Source organism: Streptomyces sp. NPDC102402, from assembly GCF_044765765.1.
Taxonomy (GTDB): Bacteria; Actinomycetota; Actinomycetes; order Streptomycetales; family Streptomycetaceae; genus Streptomyces.
Window position 1 is genome coordinate 22,973 of record NZ_JBIWKR010000008.1, and the last position, 23,651, is coordinate 46,623.

At 70.8% G+C, this 23,651-nt stretch carries 20 protein-coding genes; 18 read left to right on the forward strand and 2 right to left on the reverse strand.

Annotated features, from left to right (window positions below):
• Position 1 precedes the first annotated feature (1 nt).
• The 12 genes from murF (at position 2) to ACIRJR_RS22945 (ending at position 12,724) form a co-directional block, all read left to right on the forward strand.
• Complete coding sequence (murF, locus tag ACIRJR_RS22890; protein ID WP_403783711.1) at positions 2–1,420, forward strand: UDP-N-acetylmuramoyl-tripeptide--D-alanyl-D-alanine ligase; 1,419 nt, start codon at positions 2–4, stop codon at positions 1,418–1,420.
• On the forward strand, positions 1,417–2,487 hold the full coding sequence (mraY, locus tag ACIRJR_RS22895) for a phospho-N-acetylmuramoyl-pentapeptide-transferase (protein WP_403783713.1): 1,071 nt from the start codon (positions 1,417–1,419) through the stop codon (positions 2,485–2,487). Before murF ends, mraY begins: the two co-directional genes overlap by 4 nt.
• A complete protein-coding gene (murD, locus tag ACIRJR_RS22900; RefSeq protein WP_403783715.1) occupies positions 2,469–3,911 on the forward strand; it encodes a UDP-N-acetylmuramoyl-L-alanine--D-glutamate ligase in 1,443 nt (480 codons plus the stop codon). The genes mraY and murD overlap by 19 nt, the downstream gene beginning before the upstream one ends.
• A gap of 131 nt (positions 3,912–4,042) precedes the next feature.
• Positions 4,043–5,503 (forward strand): putative lipid II flippase FtsW, encoded by a 1,461-nt coding sequence (ftsW, locus tag ACIRJR_RS22905; RefSeq protein ID WP_403783717.1) that lies wholly within the window; start codon positions 4,043–4,045, stop codon positions 5,501–5,503.
• 6 nt (positions 5,504–5,509) lie between these two features.
• Positions 5,510–6,604 (forward strand): undecaprenyldiphospho-muramoylpentapeptide beta-N-acetylglucosaminyltransferase, encoded by a 1,095-nt coding sequence (gene murG / locus ACIRJR_RS22910; RefSeq protein WP_104789811.1) that lies wholly within the window; start codon positions 5,510–5,512, stop codon positions 6,602–6,604.
• A gap of 49 nt (positions 6,605–6,653) precedes the next feature.
• Complete coding sequence (locus ACIRJR_RS22915) at positions 6,654–7,448, forward strand: cell division protein FtsQ/DivIB (RefSeq protein ID WP_403783719.1); 795 nt, start codon at positions 6,654–6,656, stop codon at positions 7,446–7,448.
• Positions 7,449–7,724: 276 nt separating this feature from the next.
• Positions 7,725–8,939, forward strand: coding sequence for a cell division protein FtsZ (ftsZ, locus tag ACIRJR_RS22920; protein WP_403783721.1), 1,215 nt, complete (start codon positions 7,725–7,727; stop codon positions 8,937–8,939).
• A 17-nt stretch (positions 8,940–8,956) separates the two neighbouring features.
• Positions 8,957–9,697 (forward strand): peptidoglycan editing factor PgeF, encoded by a 741-nt coding sequence (gene pgeF, locus ACIRJR_RS22925; RefSeq protein WP_403783723.1) that lies wholly within the window; start codon positions 8,957–8,959, stop codon positions 9,695–9,697.
• Between the two features lie 6 nt (positions 9,698–9,703).
• The gene (locus tag ACIRJR_RS22930) at positions 9,704–10,423 is read left to right on the forward strand and encodes a YggS family pyridoxal phosphate-dependent enzyme (RefSeq protein WP_403783725.1); all 720 of its coding nucleotides are present in this window, start codon (positions 9,704–9,706) and stop codon (positions 10,421–10,423) included.
• Between the two features lie 127 nt (positions 10,424–10,550).
• Positions 10,551–11,162 (forward strand): cell division protein SepF, encoded by a 612-nt coding sequence (locus ACIRJR_RS22935; protein ID WP_033303289.1) that lies wholly within the window; start codon positions 10,551–10,553, stop codon positions 11,160–11,162.
• Positions 11,163–11,229: 67 nt separating this feature from the next.
• Positions 11,230–11,526, forward strand: coding sequence for a YggT family protein (locus tag ACIRJR_RS22940; protein WP_014156754.1), 297 nt, complete (start codon positions 11,230–11,232; stop codon positions 11,524–11,526).
• A 49-nt stretch (positions 11,527–11,575) separates the two neighbouring features.
• Positions 11,576–12,724, forward strand: coding sequence for a DivIVA domain-containing protein (locus ACIRJR_RS22945; RefSeq protein ID WP_403783727.1), 1,149 nt, complete (start codon positions 11,576–11,578; stop codon positions 12,722–12,724).
• A 493-nt stretch (positions 12,725–13,217) separates the two neighbouring features.
• On the opposite strand, the gene ileS is transcribed toward ACIRJR_RS22945, so the two are convergent.
• Positions 13,218–16,367: an isoleucine--tRNA ligase gene (gene ileS, locus ACIRJR_RS22950; protein ID WP_403783729.1), complete on the reverse strand. Its 3,150-nt coding sequence runs from the start codon at positions 16,365–16,367 to the stop codon at positions 13,218–13,220.
• A gap of 563 nt (positions 16,368–16,930) precedes the next feature.
• Between ileS and ACIRJR_RS22955 the strand changes: the two genes are divergently transcribed.
• The 5 genes from ACIRJR_RS22955 (at position 16,931) to ACIRJR_RS22975 (ending at position 21,792) form a co-directional block, all read left to right on the forward strand.
• Positions 16,931–17,698 carry a TraR/DksA family transcriptional regulator gene (locus ACIRJR_RS22955; RefSeq protein WP_403783731.1) on the forward strand — a complete coding sequence of 256 codons (768 nt, stop codon included), beginning with the start codon at positions 16,931–16,933 and terminating at the stop codon, positions 17,696–17,698.
• Between the two features lie 258 nt (positions 17,699–17,956).
• Entirely contained in the window at positions 17,957–18,550 is a 594-nt protein-coding gene (gene lspA / locus ACIRJR_RS22960; protein ID WP_403783733.1) for a signal peptidase II, read from the forward strand.
• Positions 18,551–18,573: 23 nt separating this feature from the next.
• Complete coding sequence (locus tag ACIRJR_RS22965) at positions 18,574–19,515, forward strand: RluA family pseudouridine synthase (protein WP_403783735.1); 942 nt, start codon at positions 18,574–18,576, stop codon at positions 19,513–19,515.
• A complete protein-coding gene (locus ACIRJR_RS22970) occupies positions 19,512–19,976 on the forward strand; it encodes a GNAT family N-acetyltransferase (protein WP_403783737.1) in 465 nt (154 codons plus the stop codon). Before ACIRJR_RS22965 ends, ACIRJR_RS22970 begins: the two co-directional genes overlap by 4 nt.
• Positions 19,977–20,205: 229 nt before the next feature.
• Positions 20,206–21,792, forward strand: coding sequence for a Na+/H+ antiporter (locus ACIRJR_RS22975; protein WP_403783739.1), 1,587 nt, complete (start codon positions 20,206–20,208; stop codon positions 21,790–21,792).
• Positions 21,793–21,841: 49 nt separating this feature from the next.
• Here ACIRJR_RS22975 and ACIRJR_RS22980 read toward each other — a convergent pair whose 3' ends face one another.
• Entirely contained in the window at positions 21,842–22,987 is a 1,146-nt protein-coding gene (locus ACIRJR_RS22980; RefSeq protein ID WP_403783741.1) for a mechanosensitive ion channel family protein, read from the reverse strand.
• Positions 22,988–23,024: 37 nt separating this feature from the next.
• Between ACIRJR_RS22980 and ACIRJR_RS22985 the strand changes: the two genes are divergently transcribed.
• A complete protein-coding gene (locus tag ACIRJR_RS22985; RefSeq protein ID WP_403783743.1) occupies positions 23,025–23,603 on the forward strand; it encodes a dienelactone hydrolase family protein in 579 nt (192 codons plus the stop codon).
• Positions 23,604–23,651: the final 48 nt, after the last annotated feature.

The window sequence follows — 23,651 nt, forward strand, 5'->3', positions numbered from 1 at the left end:
AGTGATCGCCCTTTCCCTCGCCGAGATCGCCGGAATCGTCGGCGGGCAGCCGCACGACGTGCCGGACCCGTCCGCCGTCGTCACCGGCCCCGTCGTCATCGACTCCCGGGAGGTGCGTGAGGGCTCCCTGTTCGCCGCGTTCGCCGGCGAGCGTGTCGACGGCCACGACTACGCACAGCTCGCCGTCGACGCGGGCGCCGTGGCCGTGCTCGCCGCCCACCCCGTCGGCGTTCCGGCGATCGTCGTGGACGACGTCGTGGGCGCGCTCGGAGCCCTCGCCCGCGCCGTCGTCGAACGCCTCGGCACCGCCGTCGTCGCGCTGACCGGCTCGGCGGGCAAGACGTCCACGAAGGACCTGATCGCCCAGCTGCTGGAGCGCAAGGCCCCCACGGTCTGGACGCCGGGCTCCCTCAACAACGAGATCGGCCTCCCGGTCACCGCACTGCGCGCCACCGCCGAGACCCGCCACCTCGTGCTGGAGATGGGAGCGCGGGGCGTCGGCCACATCCACTACCTCGCCGACCTGACGCCGCCCCGGATCGGGCTGGTCCTCAACGTGGGCAGCGCCCACATCGGTGAGTTCGGCAGCCGTGAGGCGATCGCCCAGGCCAAGGGCGAGCTCGTGGAGGTCCTCCCGGAGGACGGCACCGCGATCCTCAACGCCGACGACCCGCTCGTGCGGGCGATGGCGTCCCGCACAAAAGCCCGGGTGCTGCTCTTCGGAGAGGCCGCGGATGCGGACGTACGGGGAGAGAACGTGCGGCTCACGGACGACGGGCGCCCCGCTTTCGAGCTCCACACACCCACCGGGTGCAGCGACGTGACCTTGCGCCTGTACGGTGAGCACCACGTGTCGAACGCGCTCGCCGCGGCCGCCGTCGCCCATGAGTTGGGCATGTCCGTGACCGAGATCGCCGATGCGCTCTCCGGGGCGGGCACCCTCTCCCGCTGGCGCATGGAGGTCACCGAGCGTCCGGACGGTGTGACGGTCGTCAATGACGCCTACAACGCGAACCCCGAATCCATGAAGGCCGCACTCCGTGCGCTGGCCGCCATGGGTAAGGCCCGACGGGCGGGAGGGGGGCGCACGTGGGCGGTGCTCGGTCAGATGGCCGAGCTCGGTGACGCGTCGCTCGCCGAGCACGACGCGGTCGGACGGCTCGCCGTCCGGCTCAACGTCAGCAAGCTCGTCGCTGTCGGAGGACAAGAAGCCTCCTGGCTGCAACTGGGCGCATATAACGAGGGTTCGTGGGGTGAGGAGTCGGTGCACGTGTCCGACGCACAGGCGGCCGTCGACCTGTTGCGCAGTGAACTGCGCCCGGGAGACGTCGTGCTGGTGAAGGCGTCCCGGTCGGTCGGCCTGGAGAAGGTCGCCCTGGCATTGCTGGAGACGACCGAGGGCGAGGTCGCCGTCCGATGAGGCAGATCCTCTTCGCGGGAGCCATAGGGCTCTTCCTGACGCTGGTCGGCACCCCGCTGCTGATCAAACTTCTGGCCCGCAAGGGCTACGGGCAGTTCATCCGGGACGACGGCCCGCGTACCCACGGCAGCAAGAAGGGCACCCCCACCATGGGTGGGATCGCCTTCATCCTGGCGACGATCATCGCGTACGTCCTGGCGAAGGTGCTCACCGGCGAGGACATGCGCTTCTCCGGCGTCCTGGTGCTGTTCCTGATGGCGGGAATGGGCCTCGTCGGCTTCCTCGACGACTACATCAAGATCGTCAAGCAGCGTTCGCTCGGCCTGCGGGCCAAGGCGAAGATGGCCGGCCAGCTGATCGTCGGCATCGCCTTCGCGGTGCTCTCGCTCCAGTTCGCCGACATCCACGGCAACACCCCGGCGTCCACCCGCCTCTCGTTCGTCGAGGACTTCGGCTGGTCGATCGGCCCCGTGCTGTTCTGCGTCTGGGCCCTGTTCATGATTCTCGCCATGTCCAACGGCGTGAACCTGACGGACGGTCTGGACGGCCTGGCCACCGGTGCGTCGGTGATGGTCTTCGGCGCCTACACCTTCATCGGCCTCTGGCAGTTCCAGGAGTCCTGCGCCAACGCGGAGACCCTGACCAACCCGCAGGCGTGTTTCGAGGTACGGGATCCGCTCGACCTGGCGGTCGTCGCCTCCGCCCTCATGGGCGCCTGCTTCGGCTTCCTGTGGTGGAACACCTCGCCCGCCAAGATCTTCATGGGTGACACGGGCTCCCTCGCCCTCGGCGGCGCGCTCGCGGGCCTGGCCATCTGCTCCCGGACCGAATTCCTGATGGCCATCCTCGGTGGCCTCTTCGTGATGATCACGATGTCCGTGGTCATCCAGGTCGGTTCCTTCAAGATGACCGGCAAGCGGGTCTTCCGGATGGCGCCGCTCCAGCACCACTTCGAACTCAAGGGGTGGTCCGAGGTCCTTGTCGTGGTCCGCTTCTGGATCATCCAGGGCATGTGCGTCATCGTCGGACTGGGCCTCTTCTACGCGGGATGGGCAGCCAAGAAGTGAGCAACGTGGACTGGCAGGGCAAGCACGTCACGGTCGCCGGGCTCGGTGTCAGCGGTGTCCCCGCCGCCCGCGCCCTGCACGAGCGGGGGGCCCTCGTCACCGTCGTCAACGACGGCGACGACGAGCGCTCCCGTACTCAGGCGGCCGGACTGGAGGCGCTCGGCATCACCGTGCGCCTCGGCGACGGCGACACCCTGCCCGAGTCCACCGAGCTCGTGGTCACGGCGCCCGGCTGGAGCCCCGGCAAGCCGCTCTTCCAGGCGGCCGCCGAGGCGGACGTCCCGGTCTGGGGCGACGTCGAACTCGCCTGGAGGCTGAGGGGGCAGGACGGCAGGCAACCGGCACCCTGGCTCGCGGTCACCGGCACCAACGGCAAGACCACCACCGTCCGCATGCTGGCCTCGATCCTCGAAGCGGCCGGCCTGCGCACCGCCGCCGTCGGCAACATCGGGGTCTCGCTGCTGGACGCGGTGCTCGCCGACGAGCCGTACGACGTGCTCGCCGTCGAGCTCTCCAGCTACCAGCTCCACTGGGCGCCCTCACTGCGCGCCCACTCCGGAGCCGTGCTCAACCTGGCCCCCGACCACCTCGACTGGCACGGCTCGATGGCCGGCTACGCCTCCGACAAGGGCCGCATCTACGAGGGCAACACCGTCGCCTGCGTGTACAACGCGCAGGACGGGGCGACGGAGGACCTCGTGCGCGAGGCCGACGTCGAGGAGGGCTGCCGGGCCATCGGCTTCACCCTCGGCACTCCCGGACCCTCGCAGCTCGGGGTGGTCGACGGCATCCTCGTCGACCGGGCCTTCGTCGCCAACCGCCAGAAGCAGGCCCAGGAGCTCGCCGAGGTCGGCGACGTGAACCCTCCTGCCCCGCACAACATCGCCAACGCCCTCGCGGCGGCCGCGCTGGCCCGCGCCTTCGGTGTGGAGCCCTCCGCCGTGCGCGACGGACTGCGGGCCTTCCGCCCCGACGCCCACCGCATCGAACACGTCGCGGACGTCGCCGGTGTCGCCTACGTCGACGACTCCAAGGCCACGAACACCCACGCCGCCGAGGCATCCCTCGCGGCCTACGAGCCGATCGTGTGGATCGCCGGGGGCCTGGCCAAGGGCGCCACCTTCGACGAACTGGTGGGCGGCGCCGAGAAGCGGCTGAGGGGCGTCGTGCTGATGGGCGCCGACCGGGCGCTGATCCGCGAAGCCCTGGCGCGACACGCCCCCGAGGTACCGGTGGTCGACCTCGACCGGACCGACACTGGGGCGATGTCCGCAGCGGTCGGCGAAGCGGCACGGCTCGCCCGGCCGGGTGACACCGTCCTGCTGGCCCCGGCCTGCGCCTCGATGGACATGTTCGCGAACTACAACAAGCGTGGTGAGGCCTTCGCGGACGCGGTCCGCCGGCTCGCCGACGAGAGCGCCTGACGGGCCCGGTCTCCGCGTCGTACTGTCCCGGAGGGCCGGAGCCGTCCGGGGACCCGGTCACCAGACGCACCGCCGCGGGCCCGGGCGCCCGGCGACAGCCCCGGGCACGAGCAGTGGAGGGGACAGCGACAATGCCGGCCGACGAGAGCTCAGCCGCGCGCGGAGCCGACCGACCACGGGCGGGAGCGGCGTTCAGCCGGGCGTTCACCCCGCCCCTGCCCGCCGGACCCCTGCCCGCGGCCCCTGGGACCCTCGCGGGGGTCCTCCTGCGGAGCCGCCCCGCCACCGGCTCCCGACGGCCCCCCGTGCCCCGTGGCGGCGCCCGTGGAACCAGCACCCCGCCGGGCCCACGCAGGGGCGCCGGAGTACGGCGGATCTACGAACAGGCGCGACGTGCCTGGGACCGCCCTCTGACCGCGTACTACCTGATCCTCGGGTCCAGCCTGCTGATCACCGTGCTCGGCCTCGTCATGGTCTACTCCGCCTCGATGATCAAGGCGCTGGAGCTGGCGCGGCCCGGAACGTACTTCTTCCGCAAGCAGTTCCTCGCGGCCGTGATCGGCGCCGGGCTGATGCTCCTGGCCTCCAGGATGCCCCTCAAGCTCCACCGGGCGCTGGCCTACCCGCTGCTCATGGGTACGGTCTTCCTGATGGTCCTGGTCCAGGTGCCGGGGATAGGGATGTCGGTCAACGGCAACCAGAACTGGATCTACCTCGGCGGCCCCTTCCAGCTCCAGCCCAGCGAATTCGGCAAGCTCGCCCTCATCCTCTGGGGCGCGGACCTGCTCGCCCGCAAACAGGACAAGCGGCTGTTGGCGCAGTGGAAGCACATGCTCGTCCCGCTCGTTCCGGTCGCCTTCATGCTGCTCGGGCTGATCATGCTCGGCGGCGACATGGGCACCGCGATCATCCTGACGGCGATCCTCTTCGGCCTGCTCTGGCTGGCGGGCGCCCCCACCAGGCTCTTCGCGGGCGTGCTCGGCTGCGCCGGCCTCATCGGATTCGTGCTCATCAAGACCAGCCCCAACCGGATGTCCAGGCTGGGCTGCATCGGCGCGTCCGAGCCCGGCCCCGGCGACTCGTGCTGGCAGGCGGTCCACGGAATCTATGCTCTGGCGTCCGGCGGCTGGTTCGGTTCCGGACTCGGTGCGAGTGTGGAAAAATGGGGTCAACTTCCCGAACCACACACCGACTTCATCTTCGCCATCACCGGGGAGGAACTGGGCCTGGCGGGGACGCTGTCGGTGCTGGCCCTCTTCGCGGCTCTAGGCTATGCGGGTATCCGCGTGGCCGGACGCACGGAGGACCCCTTCGTGAGGTACGCAGCGGGAGGCGTGACCACCTGGATCACGGCGCAGGCCGTGATCAACATCGGTGCGGTGCTCGGCCTGTTGCCGATCGCCGGTGTCCCGCTGCCGCTGTTCTCCTACGGGGGTTCCGCCCTGCTGCCGACCATGTTCGCTGTGGGACTCATGATCGCCTTCGCGCGTGACGACCCCGCTGCGAGAGCGGCCCTGGCCATGCGGAGGCCCGGGGTCAGATGGAAGACGATGAGACGGCGCGTCATGAAGCGTCCGTCCGGAGAGCGGTGAATTTCGGTGCATGTCGTACTCGCCGGCGGGGGGACCGCCGGGCACATCGAGCCCGCGCTTGCCCTCGCAGACGCCCTGCGGAGGCAGGACCCGACCGTGGGAATCACTGCCCTCGGCACGGAGCGCGGACTCGAGACCAGGCTCGTACCCGAGCGGGGGTACGAGCTGGCACTGATCCCCGCCGTGCCGCTGCCGCGCAAGCCCACGCCCGAGCTGATCACCGTCCCGGGGCGGCTGCGCGGCACCATCAAGGCGGCCGAGCAGATCCTGGAGCGCACCAAGGCGGACTGCGTGGTGGGCTTCGGCGGCTACGTCGCCCTGCCCGGCTACCTCGCGGCCAAGCGCGCCGGGGTCCCGATCGTCGTCCACGAGGCCAACGCCAGGCCCGGCCTGGCGAACAAGATCGGCTCGCGGTACGCCCACGGGGTCGCCGTCTCCACGCCGGACAGCAAGCTGCGCGGCGCCCGCTACATCGGCATCCCGCTGCGCCGCACCATCGCCACCCTGGACCGGGCCCGGGTCCGCCCGGAGGCGCGCGCCGCCTTCGGGCTCGACCCCAACCTGCCGACGCTGCTGGTCTCCGGCGGCTCGCAGGGCGCCCGCCACCTCAACGAGGTGGTCACGCGGATCGCACCGCTGCTCCAGCGGTCCGGAATCCAGATCCTGCACGTGGTCGGTCCGAAGAACGAATTGCCGCGCATCGACAACATGCCCGGGATGCCGCCCTACATCCCGGTACCGTACGTGGACCGGATGGACCTCGCGTACGCCGCGGCCGACATGATGCTCTGCCGCGCGGGCGCGATGACCGTCGCCGAGCTCTCCGCCGTCGGGCTGCCCGCCGCCTACGTCCCGTTGCCGATCGGTAACGGCGAACAGCGGCTCAACGCCCAGCCGGTGGTCAACGCCGGTGGTGGTCTGCTGGTGGACGACGCGGCGCTCACCCCGGAGTGGGTGCAGGGCAACGTCCTGCCGGTGCTGTCGGATCCGCACCGATTGTATGAAATGTCCCGTGCGGCGGCCGAGTTCGGCCGCCGGGACGCCGACGACCTGCTCGTCGGCATGGTGTACGAGGCGATTGCCGCACGCCGCCAGGCGTGAGGCGGTGCGGACCCGGGGCGTGCGCCCCGGGTCCGGCGAAGGAGCGAGCGTGGCCGGACCGACGACCGCCCAGCGCGGTGAGGCCGAGCGGGCCGACACCCCGGCCCGCCCCCCGCACATCGGCCCCGAGGGGCAACGGCTGACCGGCCGCATGCGACTGGTTCTGGCCGCACTTGGCCTCGTGGTGATCGCGGGTGCCACGGTCTGGGTGCTCTACGGATCGTCCTGGCTGAGGCTGGAGAGGGTGACGACCACCGGCACGGACGTCCTGACCCGGAGCCAGGTGGAGGCCGCCGCGGCGGCCCCGGTCGGGTCCCCGCTGGTCTCCGTGGACACCGACGTGATCGCGGACCGGTTGCGCCAGAAGCTGCCTCGTATCGACTCCGTGGATGTCGTACGGTCATGGCCGCACGGTCTCAGCCTTAAGGTGACCGAACGGAAAGCGGTCCTGCTGGTCGAAAAGGGCGGGAAGTTCGTCGAAGTGGACGCCAAGGGTGTGCGCTTCGCGACCGTGGACGAAGCGCCCTCGCGTGTGCCGTTGCTGGAGTTGGCGCCCGACCGGTCGGCGAGCCTGCGCCGCTTCGGCGCTGACCGCCTGGTCAGGGAAGCGGTCGGCGTCGCGGGAGACCTTCCGGGGGGGATCTCCGCGGAGACCAGGGCCGTGCGCGTCACCTCGTACGACTCCGTGGTCCTGGAACTGACCCGGGGGCGCACGGTGATGTGGGGCAGCAGTGAGGAGGGCCCCGTGAAGGCGCGGGTGCTCGCCGCTCTCATGAAGGCGTCACCCAAAGCGGGGCACTTCGACGTGAGTGCCCCCACGGCCCCTGCCTCGTCGAGGAGTTGACGCACGTTTGGCCTGGCCAGCCCCCTGGTTGGTCAGCGCTACGGGTGATCACATAGGGTGAAAAGAAAAACGGGAGGTTCGGCGTGTTCGTTGAACGTGCGCCACTTGTCGACTTAGTGTCCTGTTCGGAAGAGTCCAAGAAGCAGACACACTGGTAACCCTAAACTTCAGCGTTAGGGTTTGGGTCGGCGTCCGGACCGACCCAATCGGCATCCGTCGTCGCGGCGGGACTACCGCGAAGCGACGACACGTAACTCGAGGCGAGAGGCCTTCGACGTGGCAGCACCGCAGAACTACCTCGCAGTCATCAAGGTCATCGGTGTCGGCGGCGGTGGTGTCAATGCCATCAACCGAATGATCGAGGTCGGTCTCAAGGGCGTCGAGTTCATCGCCATCAACACCGATGCGCAAGCACTGTTGATGAGCGACGCCGACGTCAAGCTCGACGTCGGCCGTGAACTCACCCGTGGCCTCGGCGCCGGGGCGAACCCGGCCGTCGGTCGCAAGGCGGCAGAGGACCACCGTGAGGAGATCGAGGAGGTCCTCAAGGGGGCCGACATGGTCTTCGTCACCGCCGGAGAGGGCGGCGGCACCGGCACCGGCGGCGCACCCGTCGTCGCCAACATCGCACGCTCGCTGGGCGCCCTGACGATCGGTGTGGTCACCCGGCCGTTCACCTTCGAGGGCCGACGGCGCGCGAACCAGGCGGAGGACGGCATCGCCGAGCTCCGCGAAGAGGTCGACACCCTCATCGTCATCCCCAACGACCGGCTGCTGTCCATCTCGGACCGCCAGGTCAGTGTGCTCGACGCGTTCAAGTCGGCCGACCAGGTCCTGCTCTCGGGCGTCCAGGGCATCACCGACCTCATCACCACCCCCGGTCTGATCAACCTCGACTTCGCCGACGTCAAGTCGGTCATGTCCGAGGCCGGGTCGGCGCTCATGGGCATCGGCTCCGCCCGCGGCGACGACCGCGCGGTGGCCGCTGCGGAGATGGCGATCTCCTCGCCGCTCCTGGAGGCGTCCATCGACGGCGCCCGCGGTGTCCTGCTCTCCATCTCCGGCGGCAGCGACCTCGGTCTCTTCGAGATCAACGAGGCCGCGCAGCTGGTGAGCGAGGCGGCCCACCCGGAGGCGAACATCATCTTCGGCGCGGTCATCGACGACGCCCTGGGCGACGAGGTGCGGGTCACCGTCATCGCCGCGGGCTTCGACGGCGGGCAGCCGCCGGCCCGCCGGGAGAACGTCCTGGGGTCGAGCGCCGGCAAGCGCGAGGAGCCGGCGCCGCCGGCCCGGACCGCCGAGCCGTCGCGCCAGACGGGCGGACTGGGCTCCGTGCCCCCGCGTGAGGAGTCCCCGGCACCGGCCGAGCCGGCGCCGGCGGCGAAGGAGACCTCGCTGCCGCCGGTTTCCCCGCCGCACGTCCCGACGGCCCGTCCCTACCAGGACAACCAGGCCGAAGAGCTGGACGTTCCGGACTTCTTGAAGTGATAGATCCGCAGCACGCGGTGAGAACCGCGGAGTCTTCGGCGGGCGGCGCCCACTTCGCCTTCACCGACAGGTGGGGTGGAGTGAGCGCCGTTCCGTACGAGGAGCTCAACCTCGGCGGTGCGGTCGGTGACGACCCCGCCGCCGTCGGCACGAACCGGGCCCTCGCGGCCCGTTCGCTCGGTCTCGATCCGGCCCGTGTCGTCTGGATGAATCAGGTGCACGGACGCGAGGTGGCCGTGGTCGACGGTCCCTGGGGCGACGCCTCCGGACCCTCGGAGATCCCCGCCGTGGACGCCGTGGTGACGACGAGGCGGGGACTCCCGCTCGCGGTGCTCACCGCGGACTGCACGCCCGTGCTGCTCGCCGATCCGGTGGCCGGTGTGATCGCGGCCGCCCATGCCGGGCGGCCCGGTCTGGTCGCGGGAGTCGTCCCGGCGGCGGTCGAGACGATGATCACACTGGGCGCCGAGCCGTCCCGGATCGTCGCGCACACCGGGCCGGCCGTCTGCGGGCGGTGCTACGAGGTCCCGGAGCAGATGCGCGCAGAGGTCGCCGAGGTCGTCCCCGCGTCGTGGTCGGAGACCGGCTGGGGTACACCCGCGGTTGACGTCACGGCCGGAGTCCACGCCCAGCTCGACGAGCTCGGTGTCCGTGAACGGCACGGCTCGCCCTTCTGCACCCTGGAATCGGGCGACCACTTCTCGTACCGCCGCGACCGCACCACGGGCCGGCTCGCCGGATATGTCTGGTTGGACTGATAGGTCATGACGGAACGCAGGGATCAACTCGCGGCGAACCTGGCACGGGTGGAGGAACGTATCGCTTCCGCCTGCGCCTCGGCGGGCCGCCTGCGGGAGGACGTGACCCTCATCGTGGTCACCAAGACCTACCCCGCGAGCGATGTGCGCATTCTGCACGAACTCGGTGTGCGGCACGTCGCGGAGAACCGGGACCAGGACGCGGCACCCAAAGCCGCGGCATGTGCGGATCTGTCGCTCACGTGGCACTTCGTCGGACAGTTGCAGACCAACAAGGTCCGCTCCGTGGCCGGTTATGCCGACGTGGTGCAGTCGGTGGACCGGGTGAAGCTGGTCACGGCCCTGTCGGCGGCGGCGGTCAGGGGTGGGCGTGAGCTCGGCTGCCTCATCCAGGTCGCCCTCGACGCGGAGAGCGGCGAGCGCGGGGACCGGGGAGGTGTCGCTCCGGACGCGATCGAGGAGTTGGCCGCGTCGGTGGACGCCGCGCAGGGGCTCAGGCTCGACGGCCTGATGACCGTGGCCCCGCTCGCCGGTCCGTACGCCGGTCGGCAACGGGCGGCGTTCGACCGCCTGGTGGAATTCTCATCCCGCCTGCGCGGGAACCATCCGGCTGCGAACATGGTCTCTGCTGGGATGAGCTCGGATCTCGAGGACGCGGTTGCGGCCGGAGCGACACATGTACGCGTCGGTACGGCGGTACTCGGAGTCCGACCCCGGCTCGGGTAACGTCGCGAAGCAAGTCGGACCACAGCAGAAAATATGGTCATTCCCGCTTGACGCGGGCGGGCCGGAGTGGATCTCGGGCACTTGGTGACACGAATGCCGATCCACCACAGAGCGGAGGACTCGGAGCATGGCCGGCGCGATGCGCAAGATGGCGGTCTACCTCGGCCTCGTGGAGGACGATGGGTACGACGGTCCGGGGTTCGACCCCGACGACGAATTCGAACCCGAGCCGGAGCCCGAGCGCGACCGGCGGCGGCACCAGCCCGCGCATCCGGTGGAGCGGGAACGGGACGAACCGGTGCGAGCGGTGCAGCCACCCGCGCCGAGGGAACCGGTTCAGCTCCCGGCGGAAAGCGGACGACCCGCCCGAATCGCCCCCGTGGCATCCATCACACCTGACCGCCCGAACATGGAGAAGAACGCACCGGTGATCATGCCCAAGGTCGTGTCCGAGCGGGAGCCCTACCGGATCACCACGCTGCACCCCAGGACCTATAACGAGGCCCGTACCATCGGGGAACACTTCCGTGAGGGCACTCCGGTGATCATGAACCTCACGGAGATGGACGACACGGACGCGAAGCGACTTGTCGACTTTGCCGCGGGACTCGTCTTCGGTCTCCATGGCAGCATTGAGCGTGTGACGCAGAAGGTGTTCCTGTTGTCGCCTGCTAACGTCGATGTCACGGCGGAGGACAAGGCCCGCATCGCAGAGGGCGGGTTCTTCAACCAGAGCTGAGAACACCGGGAACAACCCGGCCGGGAGGCCGGGGCTACGAGAGCCAGGGGAGAGGGAAGCGCGGAACATGGGCGTCGCACTGGATGTGGTCTATATCGCGCTGATGTGTTTCCTCATCGTGCTGATCTTCCGGCTGGTCATGGACTACGTCTTCCAGTTCGCACGTTCATGGCAGCCAGGCAAGGCGATGGTGGTCGTTCTCGAGGGCACTTACACTGTCACGGATCCACCGCTGAAGCTTCTGCGGCGGTTCATACCGCCGTTGCGTCTCGGGGGCGTGGCACTTGACCTGTCCTTCTTCGTTCTGATGATCATCGTCTACATTCTGCTCAGCCTCGTGGGCAAGCTTGCGAGCAGCGTGTGAACGATACGGTCTTGCCGACTGCCGACGACTACGTAGAGGTGAAGAAGAGATGCCGCTGACCCCCGAGGACGTGCGGAACAAGCAGTTCACGACCGTCCGCCTCCGAGAAGGCTATGACGAGGACGAGGTCGATGCCTTCCTCGACGAGGTCGAATCGGAGCTGACCCGTCTGCTTCGTGAGAACGAGGACCTGCGCGCCAAGCTGGCCGCCGCCACGCGCGCGGCCGCGCAGAACCAGCAGCAGGGAATGCGCAAACCCCCGGAGCAGCAGGACCGGCCAGGGGCCCCGGTGCCCGCCGCCATATCGGGTCCGCCGGTGCAGCAGCAGCCCCCGCAGATGGGTCCCCCCCAGCTGCCCGGTGGCGCTCCGCAGCTGCCTGCCGGCCCCAGTGGCCACGGCCCCCAGGGTGGCCACGGCCCCGGTCCGCAGGGCCCGCACGGCCCCGGCCCGATGCAGGGCGGTCCCATGGGCGGCCCGATGGGCGGCCCCATGGGCGGTCACGCTCCCCAGCAGCAGCAGATGCAGCAGATGCAGCAGCAGCAGCAGATGCAGCAGCCCGGTCAGGGCCCCGGCGGCGACAGCGCCGCCCGTGTCCTCTCCCTTGCACAGCAGACCGCCGACCAGGCGATCGCGGAGGCCCGTTCCGAGGCCAACAAGATCGTCGGCGAGGCGCGCAGCCGCGCCGAGGGGCTCGAGCGTGACGCCCGTGCCAAGGCGGACGCGCTGGAGCGGGACGCGCAGGAGAAGCACCGTGTGGCGATGGGCTCGCTGGAGTCGGCCCGCGCGACGCTGGAGCGCAAGGTCGAGGACCTGCGTGGCTTCGAGCGCGAGTACCGGACCCGTCTGAAGTCCTACCTGGAGAGCCAGCTGCGTCAGCTGGAGACCCAGGCCGACGACTCGCTGGCTCCGCCGCGGTCGCCTGCTGCCGCCTCGCTGCCGCCGTCGCCTTCGCTGGCTCCGGCCGGTGCGGGTGCCATGGGGCACACCATGGGCGGCAACCACGGTGGTCACGGCAACCAGCAGATGGGCGGCGGCAACCAGTCGATGGGCGGTGGCCCGTCGTACGGTGGCGGCCAGCAGCAGATGTCGCCCGCGATGACGCAGCCGATGGCACCGGTGCGGCCGCAGGCGCCGCAGCCGATGCAGCAGGCGCCGTCACCGATGCGCGGGTTCCTGATCGACGAGGACGACAACTGATCGGTACGCGCTCGCTGAGCGCGTAGCCGTCGGCAGGCAGAGGGCCGGGCCCCGGGGTTTCCCCGGGGCCCGGCCCTTTGGCGTGGGCCGGAGCCGGAGCCTGGAGCCTGGGCTAGGGGGGCGCCTGCGGCGGGCTGTTCCCCTACCCGCCCCTTCCCGTAACCGGGGCTCCGCCCCGGGCCCCGCTCCTCAAACGCCGGAGGGGCTTGGAGGGTGGTGCGGGGGCTCCCCGGCCCGGGCCCTGCTCCTCAATCGCCGGAGGGGCTGGGCGGGATCGCCGGAGGGGCTGGGCGGGCGGCGGTGCGGGGGCTTCGCTCCGGGCCTGGCCGCTCTGTCGCCGGAGGAGAGCGTGTCCGGCGGGGGCGGTGGCGGCGGAGTCCGTGGGGTGGGGAGCGGGGTGGTGGGGACGAGGGCGGAGAGGTGTGGCTCCGGGTGGGACGGCGAAGAGCCCGGCCGGAGCGTGTCCGGCCGGGCTCCTCAGGTGTGATCCGTGCTACTGCTCCGTCTTGCGCAGGCGGAAGACGAGAGCCAGCCCCTCGTCCTCGAACGGGGCGCCGTATGTGTCGTCCGCGTCACCCTGCGCGTAGTCCAGGGCCAGGACCTCGTCCGCGATCAGCGTCGCGTGCGAGGTCAGGGCCTCGGCCGTCTCCGGGGACGCCGACGTCCAGCGGACGGCGATCCGGTCCGCCACGTCCAGGCCGCTGTTCTTGCGGGCCTCCTGGATCAGCCGGATCGCGTCGCGGGCCAGTCCCGCGGCCCGCAGCTCCGGCGTGATCTCCAGGTCCAGCGCGACCGTCGCGCCCGAGTCGGACGCCACCGACCAGCCCTCGCGCGGGGTCTCCGTGATGATGACCTCGTCCGGAGCGAGAGCGATCCGCTCACCGTCGACCTCGACCGATGCCGTGCCCTCGCGCAGCGCCAGCGACAGCGCGGCGGCGTCGGCGTTCGCGACGGCCTTCGCGACCGCCTGGACGCCCTTGCCGAAGCGCTTGCCCAGCGCGCGGAAGTTCGCCTTGGCCGTGGTGTCGACCAGCGAACCGCCTACCTCCGAGAGCGAGGCGAGGGAGGAGACGTTCAGTTCCTCCGTGATCTGCGCGCGCAGCTCCGGCGTGAGCGCCTCGAAGCCCGTGGCCGCGACCAGGGCCCTCGAGAGCGGCTGCCGGGTCTTGACCCCCGACTCGGCACGCGTCGCCCGGCCGAGTTCCACCAGGCGGCGTACCAGGGCCATCTGTGAGGAGAGTGCCGGGTCGATCGACGCCGGGTCCGCCTTCGGCCAGGACGACAGGTGCACCGACTCCGGGGCCTCCGGGGCGACGGGGACGATCAGGTCCTGCCAGACCCGCTCGGTGATGAACGGGGTCAGCGGGGCCATCAGCCGGGTGACCGTCTCCACGACCTCGTGCAGCGTGCGCAGCGCCGCCTTGTCGCCCTGCCAGAAGCGGCGGCGCGAGCGGCGGACGTACCAGTTGGACAGGTCGTCGACGAACGCGGAGAGCAGCTTGCCGGCGCGCTGGGTGTCGTAGCCCTCCAGTGCGGCGGTGACCTCCTCCACCAGGGTGCCGAGCTCGCTCAGCAGCCAGCGGTCCAGGACGGTGCGGTCGGCGGGGGCCGGATCGGCCGCGGACGGCGCCCAGTTCGACGTACGGGCGTACAGGGCCTGGAAGGCCACCGTGTTCCAGTACGTGAGGAGCGTCTTGCGGACGACCTCCTGGATCGTGCCGTGGCCGACACGGCGCGCCGCCCACGGGGAGCCGCCCGCCGCCATGAACCAGCGGACCGCGTCCGCGCCGTGCTGGTCCATCAGCGGGATCGGCTGGAGGATGTTGCCCAGGTGCTTGGACATCTTCCGGCCGTCCTCGGCGAGGATGTGGCCCAGGCACACGACGTTCTCGTAACTGGACTTGTCGAAGACCAGCGTGCCGACCGCCATCAGCGTGTAGAACCAGCCACGTGTCTGGTCGATCGCCTCGGAGATGAACTGCGCCGGGTAGCGGCTCTCGAAGATCTCCTTGTTCTTGTACGGGTAGCCCCACTGCGCGAACGGCATCGAACCCGAGTCGTACCAGGCGTCGATGACCTCAGGGACGCGGTACGCCTCCAGCTGGCAGCTCTCGTGCGAGCAGGTGAAGGTGATCTCGTCGATGAACGGGCGGTGCGGGTCCAGCTCCGACTGGTCGCGGCCGGTCAGCGCGGAGAGCTCGGCGCGGGAGCCTACGCAGGTCAGGTGGTCGTCCTCGCAGCGCCAGATGGGCAGCGGGGTGCCCCAGTAGCGGTTGCGGGACAGTGCCCAGTCGACGTTGTTGTTCAGCCAGTCGCCGAAGCGGCCGTTCTTGACGGAGTCCGGGAACCAGTTGGTCTTCTCGTTCTCCTGTAGCAGCCGGTCCTTGACCGCCGTCGTGCGGATGTACCAGGACGGCTGGGCGTAGTACAGCAGGGCCGTGTGGCAGCGCCAGCAGTGCGGGTAGCTGTGCTCGTACGGGACGTGGCGGAAGAGCCTGCCGCGCGCGGCCAGGTCCTCGGTGAGGGCCTCGTCCGCCTTCTTGAAGAAGACGCCGCCGACCAGCGGGAGATCCTCCTCGAAGGTGCCGTCGGGGCGCACCGGGTTCACCACCGGCAGACCGTACGCCTTGCAGACCTGGAGGTCGTCGGCACCGAACGCCGGCGACTGGTGGACCAGACCCGTACCGTCCTCGGTCGTGACGTACTCGGCGTTGACGACGAAGTGCGCCTCGCTCGGGAACTCGATGAGCTGGAAGGGGCGTTCGTACGTCCAGCGCTCCATCTCGCTGCCGGTGAACGTCTCCCCGGTGAGCTCCCAGCCCTCGCCGAGCGCCTTCTCGACCAGCGGCTGCGCCACGACCAGCTTCTCCTGGCCGTCCGTCGCGACGACGTAGCTGACGCCGGGGTGGGCGGCGACGGCGGTGTTGGAGACCAGGGTCCAGGGCGTCGTCGTCCAGACGAGCAGTGCGGCCTCGCCGGCCAGCGGGCCGCTCGTCAGCGGGAAGCGGACGAAGACCGAGGGGTCGACGACCGTCTCGTAACCCTGGGCGAGCTCGTGGTCCGAGAGACCGGTCCCGCAGCGCGGGCACCAGGGGGCGACGCGGTGGTCCTGGACCAGCAGGTCCTTGTTGAAGATCTCCTTCAGCGACCACCACACGGAGTCGACGTACTCCGGGTCCATCGTCCGGTAGGCGTCGTCGAGGTCGACCCAGTACCCCATGCGGGTCGTGAGCTCGGTGAACGCGTCGGTGTGCCGGGTCACGGACTCACGGCACTTCGCGTTGAACTCGGCGATCCCGTACGCCTCGATGTCCTTCTTGCCGTTGAAGCCCAGCTCCTTCTCCACAGCGAGCTCGACGGGCAGGCCGTGGCAGTCCCAGCCGGCCTTGCGGCCCACGTGGTAGCCCTGCATGGTGCGGAAGCGCGGGAAGACGTCCTTGAAGACGCGGGCCTCGATGTGGTGGGCCCCGGGCATGCCGTTGGCGGTCGGCGGGCCCTCGTAGAAGACCCACTCGGGGCGGCCCTCGGACTGTTCGAGGCTCTTGGTGAAGACCTTGTTGTCGCGCCAGAAGTCGAGCACGGCGTGCTCGAGGGCGGGCAGGTCGACCTGGGCGGGTACCGGGCGGTACTGCGGCGATGTCATGTGCGGGCTTCCTCCGGCGGACGTCTTCCACTTCCGTCGGAGGGACGAGAACCGGATCGGTTCCCGCGGTACCACCCTCCTTGGCCCCGGGCATACGCCCGTGACCCCCTCATTGGGGTCGCGATGCCGGGTCTAGTCGCCCCGCGCCCGTGGGCGGTCCCACGGTCCAGGGCTTTCTTCCGGCGGCTCCGGGGTGATCTTCACGGCGCGCTCGCCCCCGGGCTCCCACCGTCCCCGGGTCGCTCCTGGCTGCGTACGACGCTACTCGTCCCGTCCATGCCTCTCGCTGCGGCCAGTGTACGGGCCCTCGCACCCGACGGCCGACCGGTTTATCCGCGGGGTGGTGCTTGACCCGAATGGCCAGTCGGGACGGACGGAGTGCCGGAGGGCGCGCGAGGGCGGATTACCGCGCGGGGAGCTGGGCACAACGGTTGCAGGCGCGCCACCGCCCTGCCGTGGGAGGAGCGAACCGGCGGCGTGCCCCGTTGCCGCGGAGCCGGGGCCGACTTATCGTCCCAGCACGATTCGCGTGCAAGATCACAATATGTGAAGGGGCCGCGGCCATGGTGGCGAAGAAGACCGCCGTATCGAGAACGGCGTCGATGAGATCCACGGCTGCGGCTGCCGAGGAGGACGGGAGCGGGGGCGACGGGGCCGGTCAGGAGCCGGCCCAGGAGAAGCCGCCCGCGAAGAAGGCGGCGAGGAAGGCCGCGAAGAAGAAGGCCGCCGGGAAGAAGGCGGCGGACGGGGATCCGGCGCACCACGGGCCGGCGAAGAAGAGCGCAGCCAAGAAGAGCGCAGCCAAGAAGGCGTCGAAGAAGGCCACGGGGGCGGCCCAGGCCGCCGAGCAGACAGGAGCCCACACGGTGGTAGCCAAGAAGAGCGCGGCCCGGACGACGGCTGCAGGAGAGGGCACTGTGACAGCGACGGCGCCCGGCGACCTCGCGGTCAGGCCGGGGGAGGACCCCTGGACCCCTGAAGAGGTCGACGCGGCCCGGACCGAGCTGACCGGTGAGGTCCTGCGGCTGCGGACCGAGCTGGAGGCCTCGGGCGCGGCGCTGGCCGGTCTGATGCGCGACTCCGGTGACGGGGCCGGCGACGACGACGCGGACACGGGCACGAAGAACATCACCCGCGAGCACGAGCTGTCCCTGGCGGCCCACGCCCAGGAGACCCTGGACCAGACCGAGCGTGCCCTCGCCCGCCTTGACGCGGGGACCTACGGGCTCTGCGAGGTCTGCGGGAAGCCGATCGGCAAGGCACGGATGCAGGCGTTCCCCCGGGCCACGCTCTGTGTGGAGGACAAGCAGAAACAGGAACGGCGCGGCTAGCGGGGCCGCCCGTCCGGATCATGCCGGGCCCGCGGGCGGCGGCCTGATCCGGACGAATGCCGCCCAGGGTCCTGCGGGCGGGCGCCCGGCTCACGCCGTGGCGTGACCCGGGCCGCTTCCGGGGACCGTCCGGGCGTGATCCGGACGAAAGGTCCCGGCGGCGGCGGAAGCCGGGGGAGGTCCGGGGCCTGAGGCCCCTGAAAGCCGGGGTGTGTCGTACCCTCGTCCTCAGTCAGGCACCTAGGTTGAGGGACTCACGTGGCAGAGGCGGAGCGCATCATCGGTACGCCGGATATCCCTGATGCCGAGGGGGCCGACGGGGCTGAGCCCCAGCAGCCGGCCGAGGGCTCGACCCAGGTCGGCCGCGGCAGGAAGAAGATCCTGGCCCTCCTCGTCGTGGCCGTCCTGGCCTACCTCCTGGACCTGATCAGCAAGATGATCGTGGTCGCGAAGCTGGAGCACGAGGAGCCCATCGAGATCTTCGGTGAATGGCTCAAGTTCGACGCGATCCGCAACGCGGGAGCCGCGTTCGGGATCGGCGAGGCGTTCACCGTGATCTTCACGGCCATCGCCGCCGTCGTGATCATCGTCATCGTCCGGCTCGCCCGCAAGCTCTACAGCCTGCCCTGGGCCATCGCCCTCGGGCTGCTGCTCGGCGGAGCGCTCGGAAACCTCACCGACCGCATCTTCCGCGCGCCCGGCGTCTTCAAGGGCGCGGTGGTGGACTTCATCGCTCCCGCGCACTTCGCCGTCTTCAACCTCGCCGACTCCGCGATCGTGTGCGGCGGAATCCTCATCGTGATCCTTTCCTTCAAGGGCCTGGACCCCGACGGCACCGTGCACAAGGACTAGCGCGCGCAAGGCATACTCGACTGGTGAGTACGTATCCCGAGGTCCGCACCCTGCCCGTACCCGACGGCCTGGAAGGCGAGCGTGTCGACGCCGCCATCTCCCGGATGTTCGGTTTCTCCCGCACCAAGGCCGCCGAGCTGGCCGCTGCCGGGAAGGTCCAGGTGGACGGCGCGGTGGCCGGGAAGTCCGAGCGGGTGCACGGCGGTGCCTGGCTGGAAGTGGAGATGCCCCAGGCACCCGCTCCGGTCCAGGTCGTCGCCGAGCCCGTCGAGGGCATGGAGATCGTCCACGACGACGACGACATAGTCGTCATCATGAAGCCGGTCGGCGTCGCCGCCCACCCGAGCCCCGGCTGGACCGGTACCACCGTCATCGGCGGCCTCGCCGCGGCCGGCTACCGCATCTCGACGTCGGGCGCCGCCGAGCGCCAGGGCGTCGTGCACCGGCTGGACGTGGGCACGTCCGGCCTGATGGTCGTGGCCAAGTCCGAGCGTGCCTACACCCTGCTCAAGGCGCAGTTCCGCGACCGGGTCGTCGAGAAGAAGTACCACGCGCTGGTGCAGGGCCACCCGGACCCGATGAGCGGCACCATCGACGCCCCCATCGGCCGCCACCCGCAGCACGACTACAAGTGGGCCGTCACCGCCGAGGGCAAGCCGTCCGTGACGCACTACGACCTCATCGAGGCGTACCGCGCGGCCAGCCTGCTCGACATCAAGCTCGAGACCGGGCGTACGCACCAGATCCGCGTGCACATGTCCGCCCACCGTCACCCCTGCGTCGGCGACCTGACCTACGGCGCCGACCCCACGCTGGCCAAACGCCTCGGCCTGACCAGGCAGTGGCTGCACGCGGTCCGGCTCGGCTTCGAGCACCCGGCCGACGGCGGCTGGGTCGAATTCGAGAGCACCTACCCGGACGATCTGCGCCACGCCCTGGACACGATCGCGGCGGAGAGCCAGTGACCTCGTACACCACCCGCAGGGCCCTCGACGAGAGCGACCTCGCGGCCTGCTTCCAGATCCGCAAGGAGGTCTTCGTCGGCGAGCAGCAGGTGCCGGAGGAGATCGAGTACGACGCCCACGACCCCACGGCGGTCCACGTCCTGGCCGTCGCCGCGGACGGTTCCGCGCTCGGCACGGGAAGGCTGCTGCACGGCGAGGCCGCGGCGGACAGGACCGGTGGCGACCTCACCGCCGGCTCGCTCGGCCGGCTCGCCGTGGCCCGTACGGCCCGCGGCCTCGGGGTCGGTGCCGCACTGGTCCGCGCCATAGAGGAGGAGGCCCGCACCCTGGGTCTGGCCGCCGTGGACCTGCACGCCCAGACCCACGCGCTCGGCTTCTACGAGCGGCTCGGCTACACCGCGTACGGCCCCGAGTTCCCGGACGCCGGGATACCGCACCGGGCCATGCGCCGCGCGCTCTGACCGCACCGGGCCGCGTGCGCCGCGCTCCGACCCGAGTGCGCCGTTCTTCTGACCGCACCTGGCCGTGCGCCGCGCTCCGACCGCACCGGGCCGTGCGCCGTGCGCCGCGCTCCGACCGCGCGGCCCGCCCGGGGGTGCCGCGGGTCCGCCCCTCCCGCGTGGCACGCTGGGAGCCCTGATCGGCTGATCAAGGGGCCCCGGAGGCCCGGCGCGCTGCGGAAGGCACAACGTGGACCAGATGGCACTCCTGCTCCTGCTCCTGCTCGGAGCGGTGGTCACGGTGCCGTTGGGGGAGCGGCTCGGGCTGCCCGCGCCGGTGCTGATGACCCTCGCCGGGATCGGCATGGCCTTCGCGAGCTTCGTCCCCGACGTGGACATCCCGCCGGAGATCATCCTCCCCGCCCTGCTGCCCCCGTTGCTCTACGCCTCCGTGCAGCGCACCTCGTGGAGGCAGTTCGCGGCGAACAGGCGGCCGATCTTCCTGCTGGCGGTCGCTCTCGTCTTCGTCACGACGGCGGCCGTCGCCGCGGTCGCCGACGCGATCGTCCCCGGTCTCCCCATCGCCGCCGCGGTGGCGCTGGGCGCGCTCGTCGCCCCGCCCGACCCCGTCGCCGCCACGGCGGTCGCCGGTTCCGTCGGACTGCCGCGCAGGCTCGTCTCGATCCTGGAGGGCGAAGGCCTGTTCAACGACGTCACCGCCATCGTCCTCTACCACGTGGCTATCGCCGCCGCCGTCAGCGGCACCTTCTCGCTCCCCGAGGCGTTCGGGCTCCTCGTGCTCTCCGCGGTCGTCGCCGTGGTGGTCGGGCTGGTGCTCGGCTGGCTGACCATCAAGCTGATGGGGCTGCTGGGCGACGCCACGCTCCAGGTCAGCCTGACGCTGCTGGTGCCCTTCGTCAGCTACGTGCTCGCCGAGGAGCTGATGGGCTCCGGCGTGCTCGCGGTCCTCACCACCGCGCTCTTCCTCGCGGAGCACACGGCGGACGCCGACGACGTCCTCGGACGCCTCACCGGCCGGTCCTTCTGGGAGATCGTCGACACCCTCGTCACCGGGGTCGCCTTCGGCCTCATCGGGCTGGAACTCCACAGCGTCTTCGGCACGGTCGACGGCCGGCAGCTCGAACTCCTGGGCTGGGGACTGGCGATCGTCGGGGTGGTCGCCGGCGTACGGCTCCTGTGGCTCCTGCCGGCCACCTGGCTGGCCAAGCGGCTGCACGACCGCCGCGACTACAGCGAGTCGATCCCCACGACCTGGCGGGAGACCACCGTCATGTGGTGGGCGGGGATGCGGGGGGTGGCTTCGGTGGCACTGGCCCTGGCGATCCCCCTGGAGACGGACGACGGGAAGCCCTTCCCCGGCCGGGACGAGATCGTCTTCATCGCCTTCGCCGTCATCATGGCCACCCTCGTCTTCCAGGGACTGACCCTGCCGTGGCTCGTGCGCAAGCTCGGTGTCGGCGCCGACACCGAGGCGGAACAGACCCTGGAGCGCGACCTCGCGATCCGGGCCGCCCGGGCCGCGAAGGGCCGGCTCAAGGAGATCCAGGAGACCGAGGACTTCCCCGAGGACGTCCTGGAGCGGCTGCAGCGCGCGGCGTACGACATCGGGGCGAGGATCAGCCCGGACATGGTCGACGAGGAGCGGCGCGAGGCCTACGCCCAGCGCGCCGAGCGCCTCAGGGCGTTCGGCCGGGTGCAGCGTGAACTGCTCTCGGCCGCCCGTCACGAGGTGCTCTCGGCCCGCAGCGAGCCCGGCTCGGACCCCGAGGTCGTGGACCGGGTGCTGCGGTACCTGGACGTACGCAGCCTGCACTGACCGGCCGGGTGTGCTCCGGTCCGGCGGCCCCGCCGCTCGCCCGGCCGCCTCAGCCGCGGCCCGTGCGGGGTGTTTTGTCCAGCTCCGGGGCCACGCCGTCGCCCGGCAGCTCCCGCTTCTCGGCGGCGCCCGTCAGTTCCGGCCAGTGGTCCCCGGGGGTCAGCGAGGCGGGTGCCGTCAGGACCCGCGGGAGCGCGTAGGGGTGGTTGTCCCGCAGCCAGCCGATCATCTGCTCGCGCACCGCGCAGCGCGCCGTCCAGATGTCGTCCGCGTCCTTCGCCGTGACCACCGCCCGTACCTCGATCGTCGTCGGGGTGGTGTCCGTCACGGCCAGCGACCAGTCGCGGCCGTCCCATGCGGCGCAGTCGCCGAGGATGTCCCGGAGCCGGTCGCGCATCGCCCCGATCGGCGCCGAGTGGTCGAGCTGGAAGAAGACCGTGCCGGTCATCTGCGCCCCGCCGCGCGACCAGTTCTCGAACGGCCGGCTGGTGAAGTAGGACACGGGCATCGTGATCCGCCGCTCGTCCCAGGTCCGCACCGCGAGGAAGGTCAGGGTGATCTCCTCGACCGTGCCCCACTCCCCGTCCACCACGACGGTGTCGCCGATCCGGACCATGTCGCCGAAGGCGATCTGGAACCCGGCGAAGAGGTTGCCGAGCGTCGACTGGGCGGCGACACCGGCGACGATGCCGATCACACCGGCCGAGGCCAGCATCGACGTGCCGACGGTACGCATCGCCGGGAACGTGAGCAGCATCGCGGCGATCGCGACCGTCGCCACCACCGCCGTGACCACGCGCTGGATCAGCGCCACCTGGGTACGCACCCGGCGCACCCGGGCGGCGTCGCGGGAGGCGGACGCGTACCGGGCGTAAGAGGACTCCACGACGGTGGCCGCGATGCGGATGACCAGCCAGGCCGAGGCCGCGATCAGGGTCAGGGTCAGGACCTGGCCGATGACGGCGCGGTGGTCACGGACCGGCTCGAAACGGATCTGTGTGAAGGAGCCCCGTAGCAGCGCGGTGCAGAGCACCACCTGCAGGGGAGGCCGGCAGCGCCGTAGGAGACCCCAGAGCGGCGTCTCGTGGTGGCGGCTGTCGGCGCGGCGCAGCAGCAGATCGACCAGCCACCCCACCACCAGCGTGATCACCACTGATCCGCCCACCACCAGCACCAGCGGCAGTATGTTCTCCATTCCCTCGTCCTCCAAGCGTCGGGGCACAGCTGGCAACATGGGCCTCATGAACATCATGCTTTTCCACTCGACCTTTGGTCTGCGGCCCGCCGTGCACGCGGCTGCCGACCGGCTGCGTGCGGCCGGGCACGAGGTGCGCGTGCCCGATCTCTTCGAGGGGCACACCTTCGACACCGTCGAGGAGGGAATGGCCTTCAAGGACCAGGTGGGCAAGGACGAGCTCCTCAAGCGTGCCGTCCTGGCCGCGGCGCCCTACTCCGACCAGGGCCTCGTGTACGCGGGATTCTCCTTCGGGGCGTCGGTCGCGCAGACCCTCGCGCTCGGCGACGCGAAGGCGCGCGGACTGCTGCTGCTCCACGGCACGTCGGACATCGCGGAGAGCGCCTCGGTGGACGAGCTGCCCGTCCAGTTGCACGTCGCCGACCCCGACCCCTTCGAGCCGCACGACTGGCTGAACAGCTGGTACCTCCAGATGCAGCGCACCGGCGCGGACGTCGAGGTCTACCGCTACCCGGGCGCCGGGCACCTCTTCACCGACCCGGACCTGCCCGACCACGACGAGGACGCGGCCGAGCTGGCCTGGACGGTCTCGCTGGGCTTCCTCGCCACGCTGTAGCGGGGGAAGGCGCCGCGCGCCCCGGTACGCGCCCCACGGTGCCGCGCG

Coding starts and splice junctions, on each gene's coding strand:
- mraY (WP_403783713.1), top strand. CDS start 1,417: ATGAGGCAGATCCTCTTCGCGGGAGCCATAGGGCTCTTCCTGACGCTG.
- murD (WP_403783715.1), top strand. CDS start 2,469: ATGGGCAGCCAAGAAGTGAGCAACGTGGACTGGCAGGGCAAGCACGTC.
- ftsW (WP_403783717.1), top strand. CDS start 4,043: ATGCCGGCCGACGAGAGCTCAGCCGCGCGCGGAGCCGACCGACCACGG.
- ACIRJR_RS22930 (WP_403783725.1), top strand. CDS start 9,704: ATGACGGAACGCAGGGATCAACTCGCGGCGAACCTGGCACGGGTGGAG.
- ACIRJR_RS22935 (WP_033303289.1), top strand. CDS start 10,551: ATGGCCGGCGCGATGCGCAAGATGGCGGTCTACCTCGGCCTCGTGGAG.
- ACIRJR_RS22940 (WP_014156754.1), top strand. CDS start 11,230: ATGGGCGTCGCACTGGATGTGGTCTATATCGCGCTGATGTGTTTCCTC.
- ACIRJR_RS22945 (WP_403783727.1), top strand. CDS start 11,576: ATGCCGCTGACCCCCGAGGACGTGCGGAACAAGCAGTTCACGACCGTC.
- ileS (WP_403783729.1), bottom strand. CDS start 16,367: ATGACATCGCCGCAGTACCGCCCGGTACCCGCCCAGGTCGACCTGCCC.
- ACIRJR_RS22955 (WP_403783731.1), top strand. CDS start 16,931: ATGGTGGCGAAGAAGACCGCCGTATCGAGAACGGCGTCGATGAGATCC.
- ACIRJR_RS22980 (WP_403783741.1), bottom strand. CDS start 22,987: ATGGAGAACATACTGCCGCTGGTGCTGGTGGTGGGCGGATCAGTGGTG.
- ACIRJR_RS22985 (WP_403783743.1), top strand. CDS start 23,025: ATGGGCCTCATGAACATCATGCTTTTCCACTCGACCTTTGGTCTGCGG.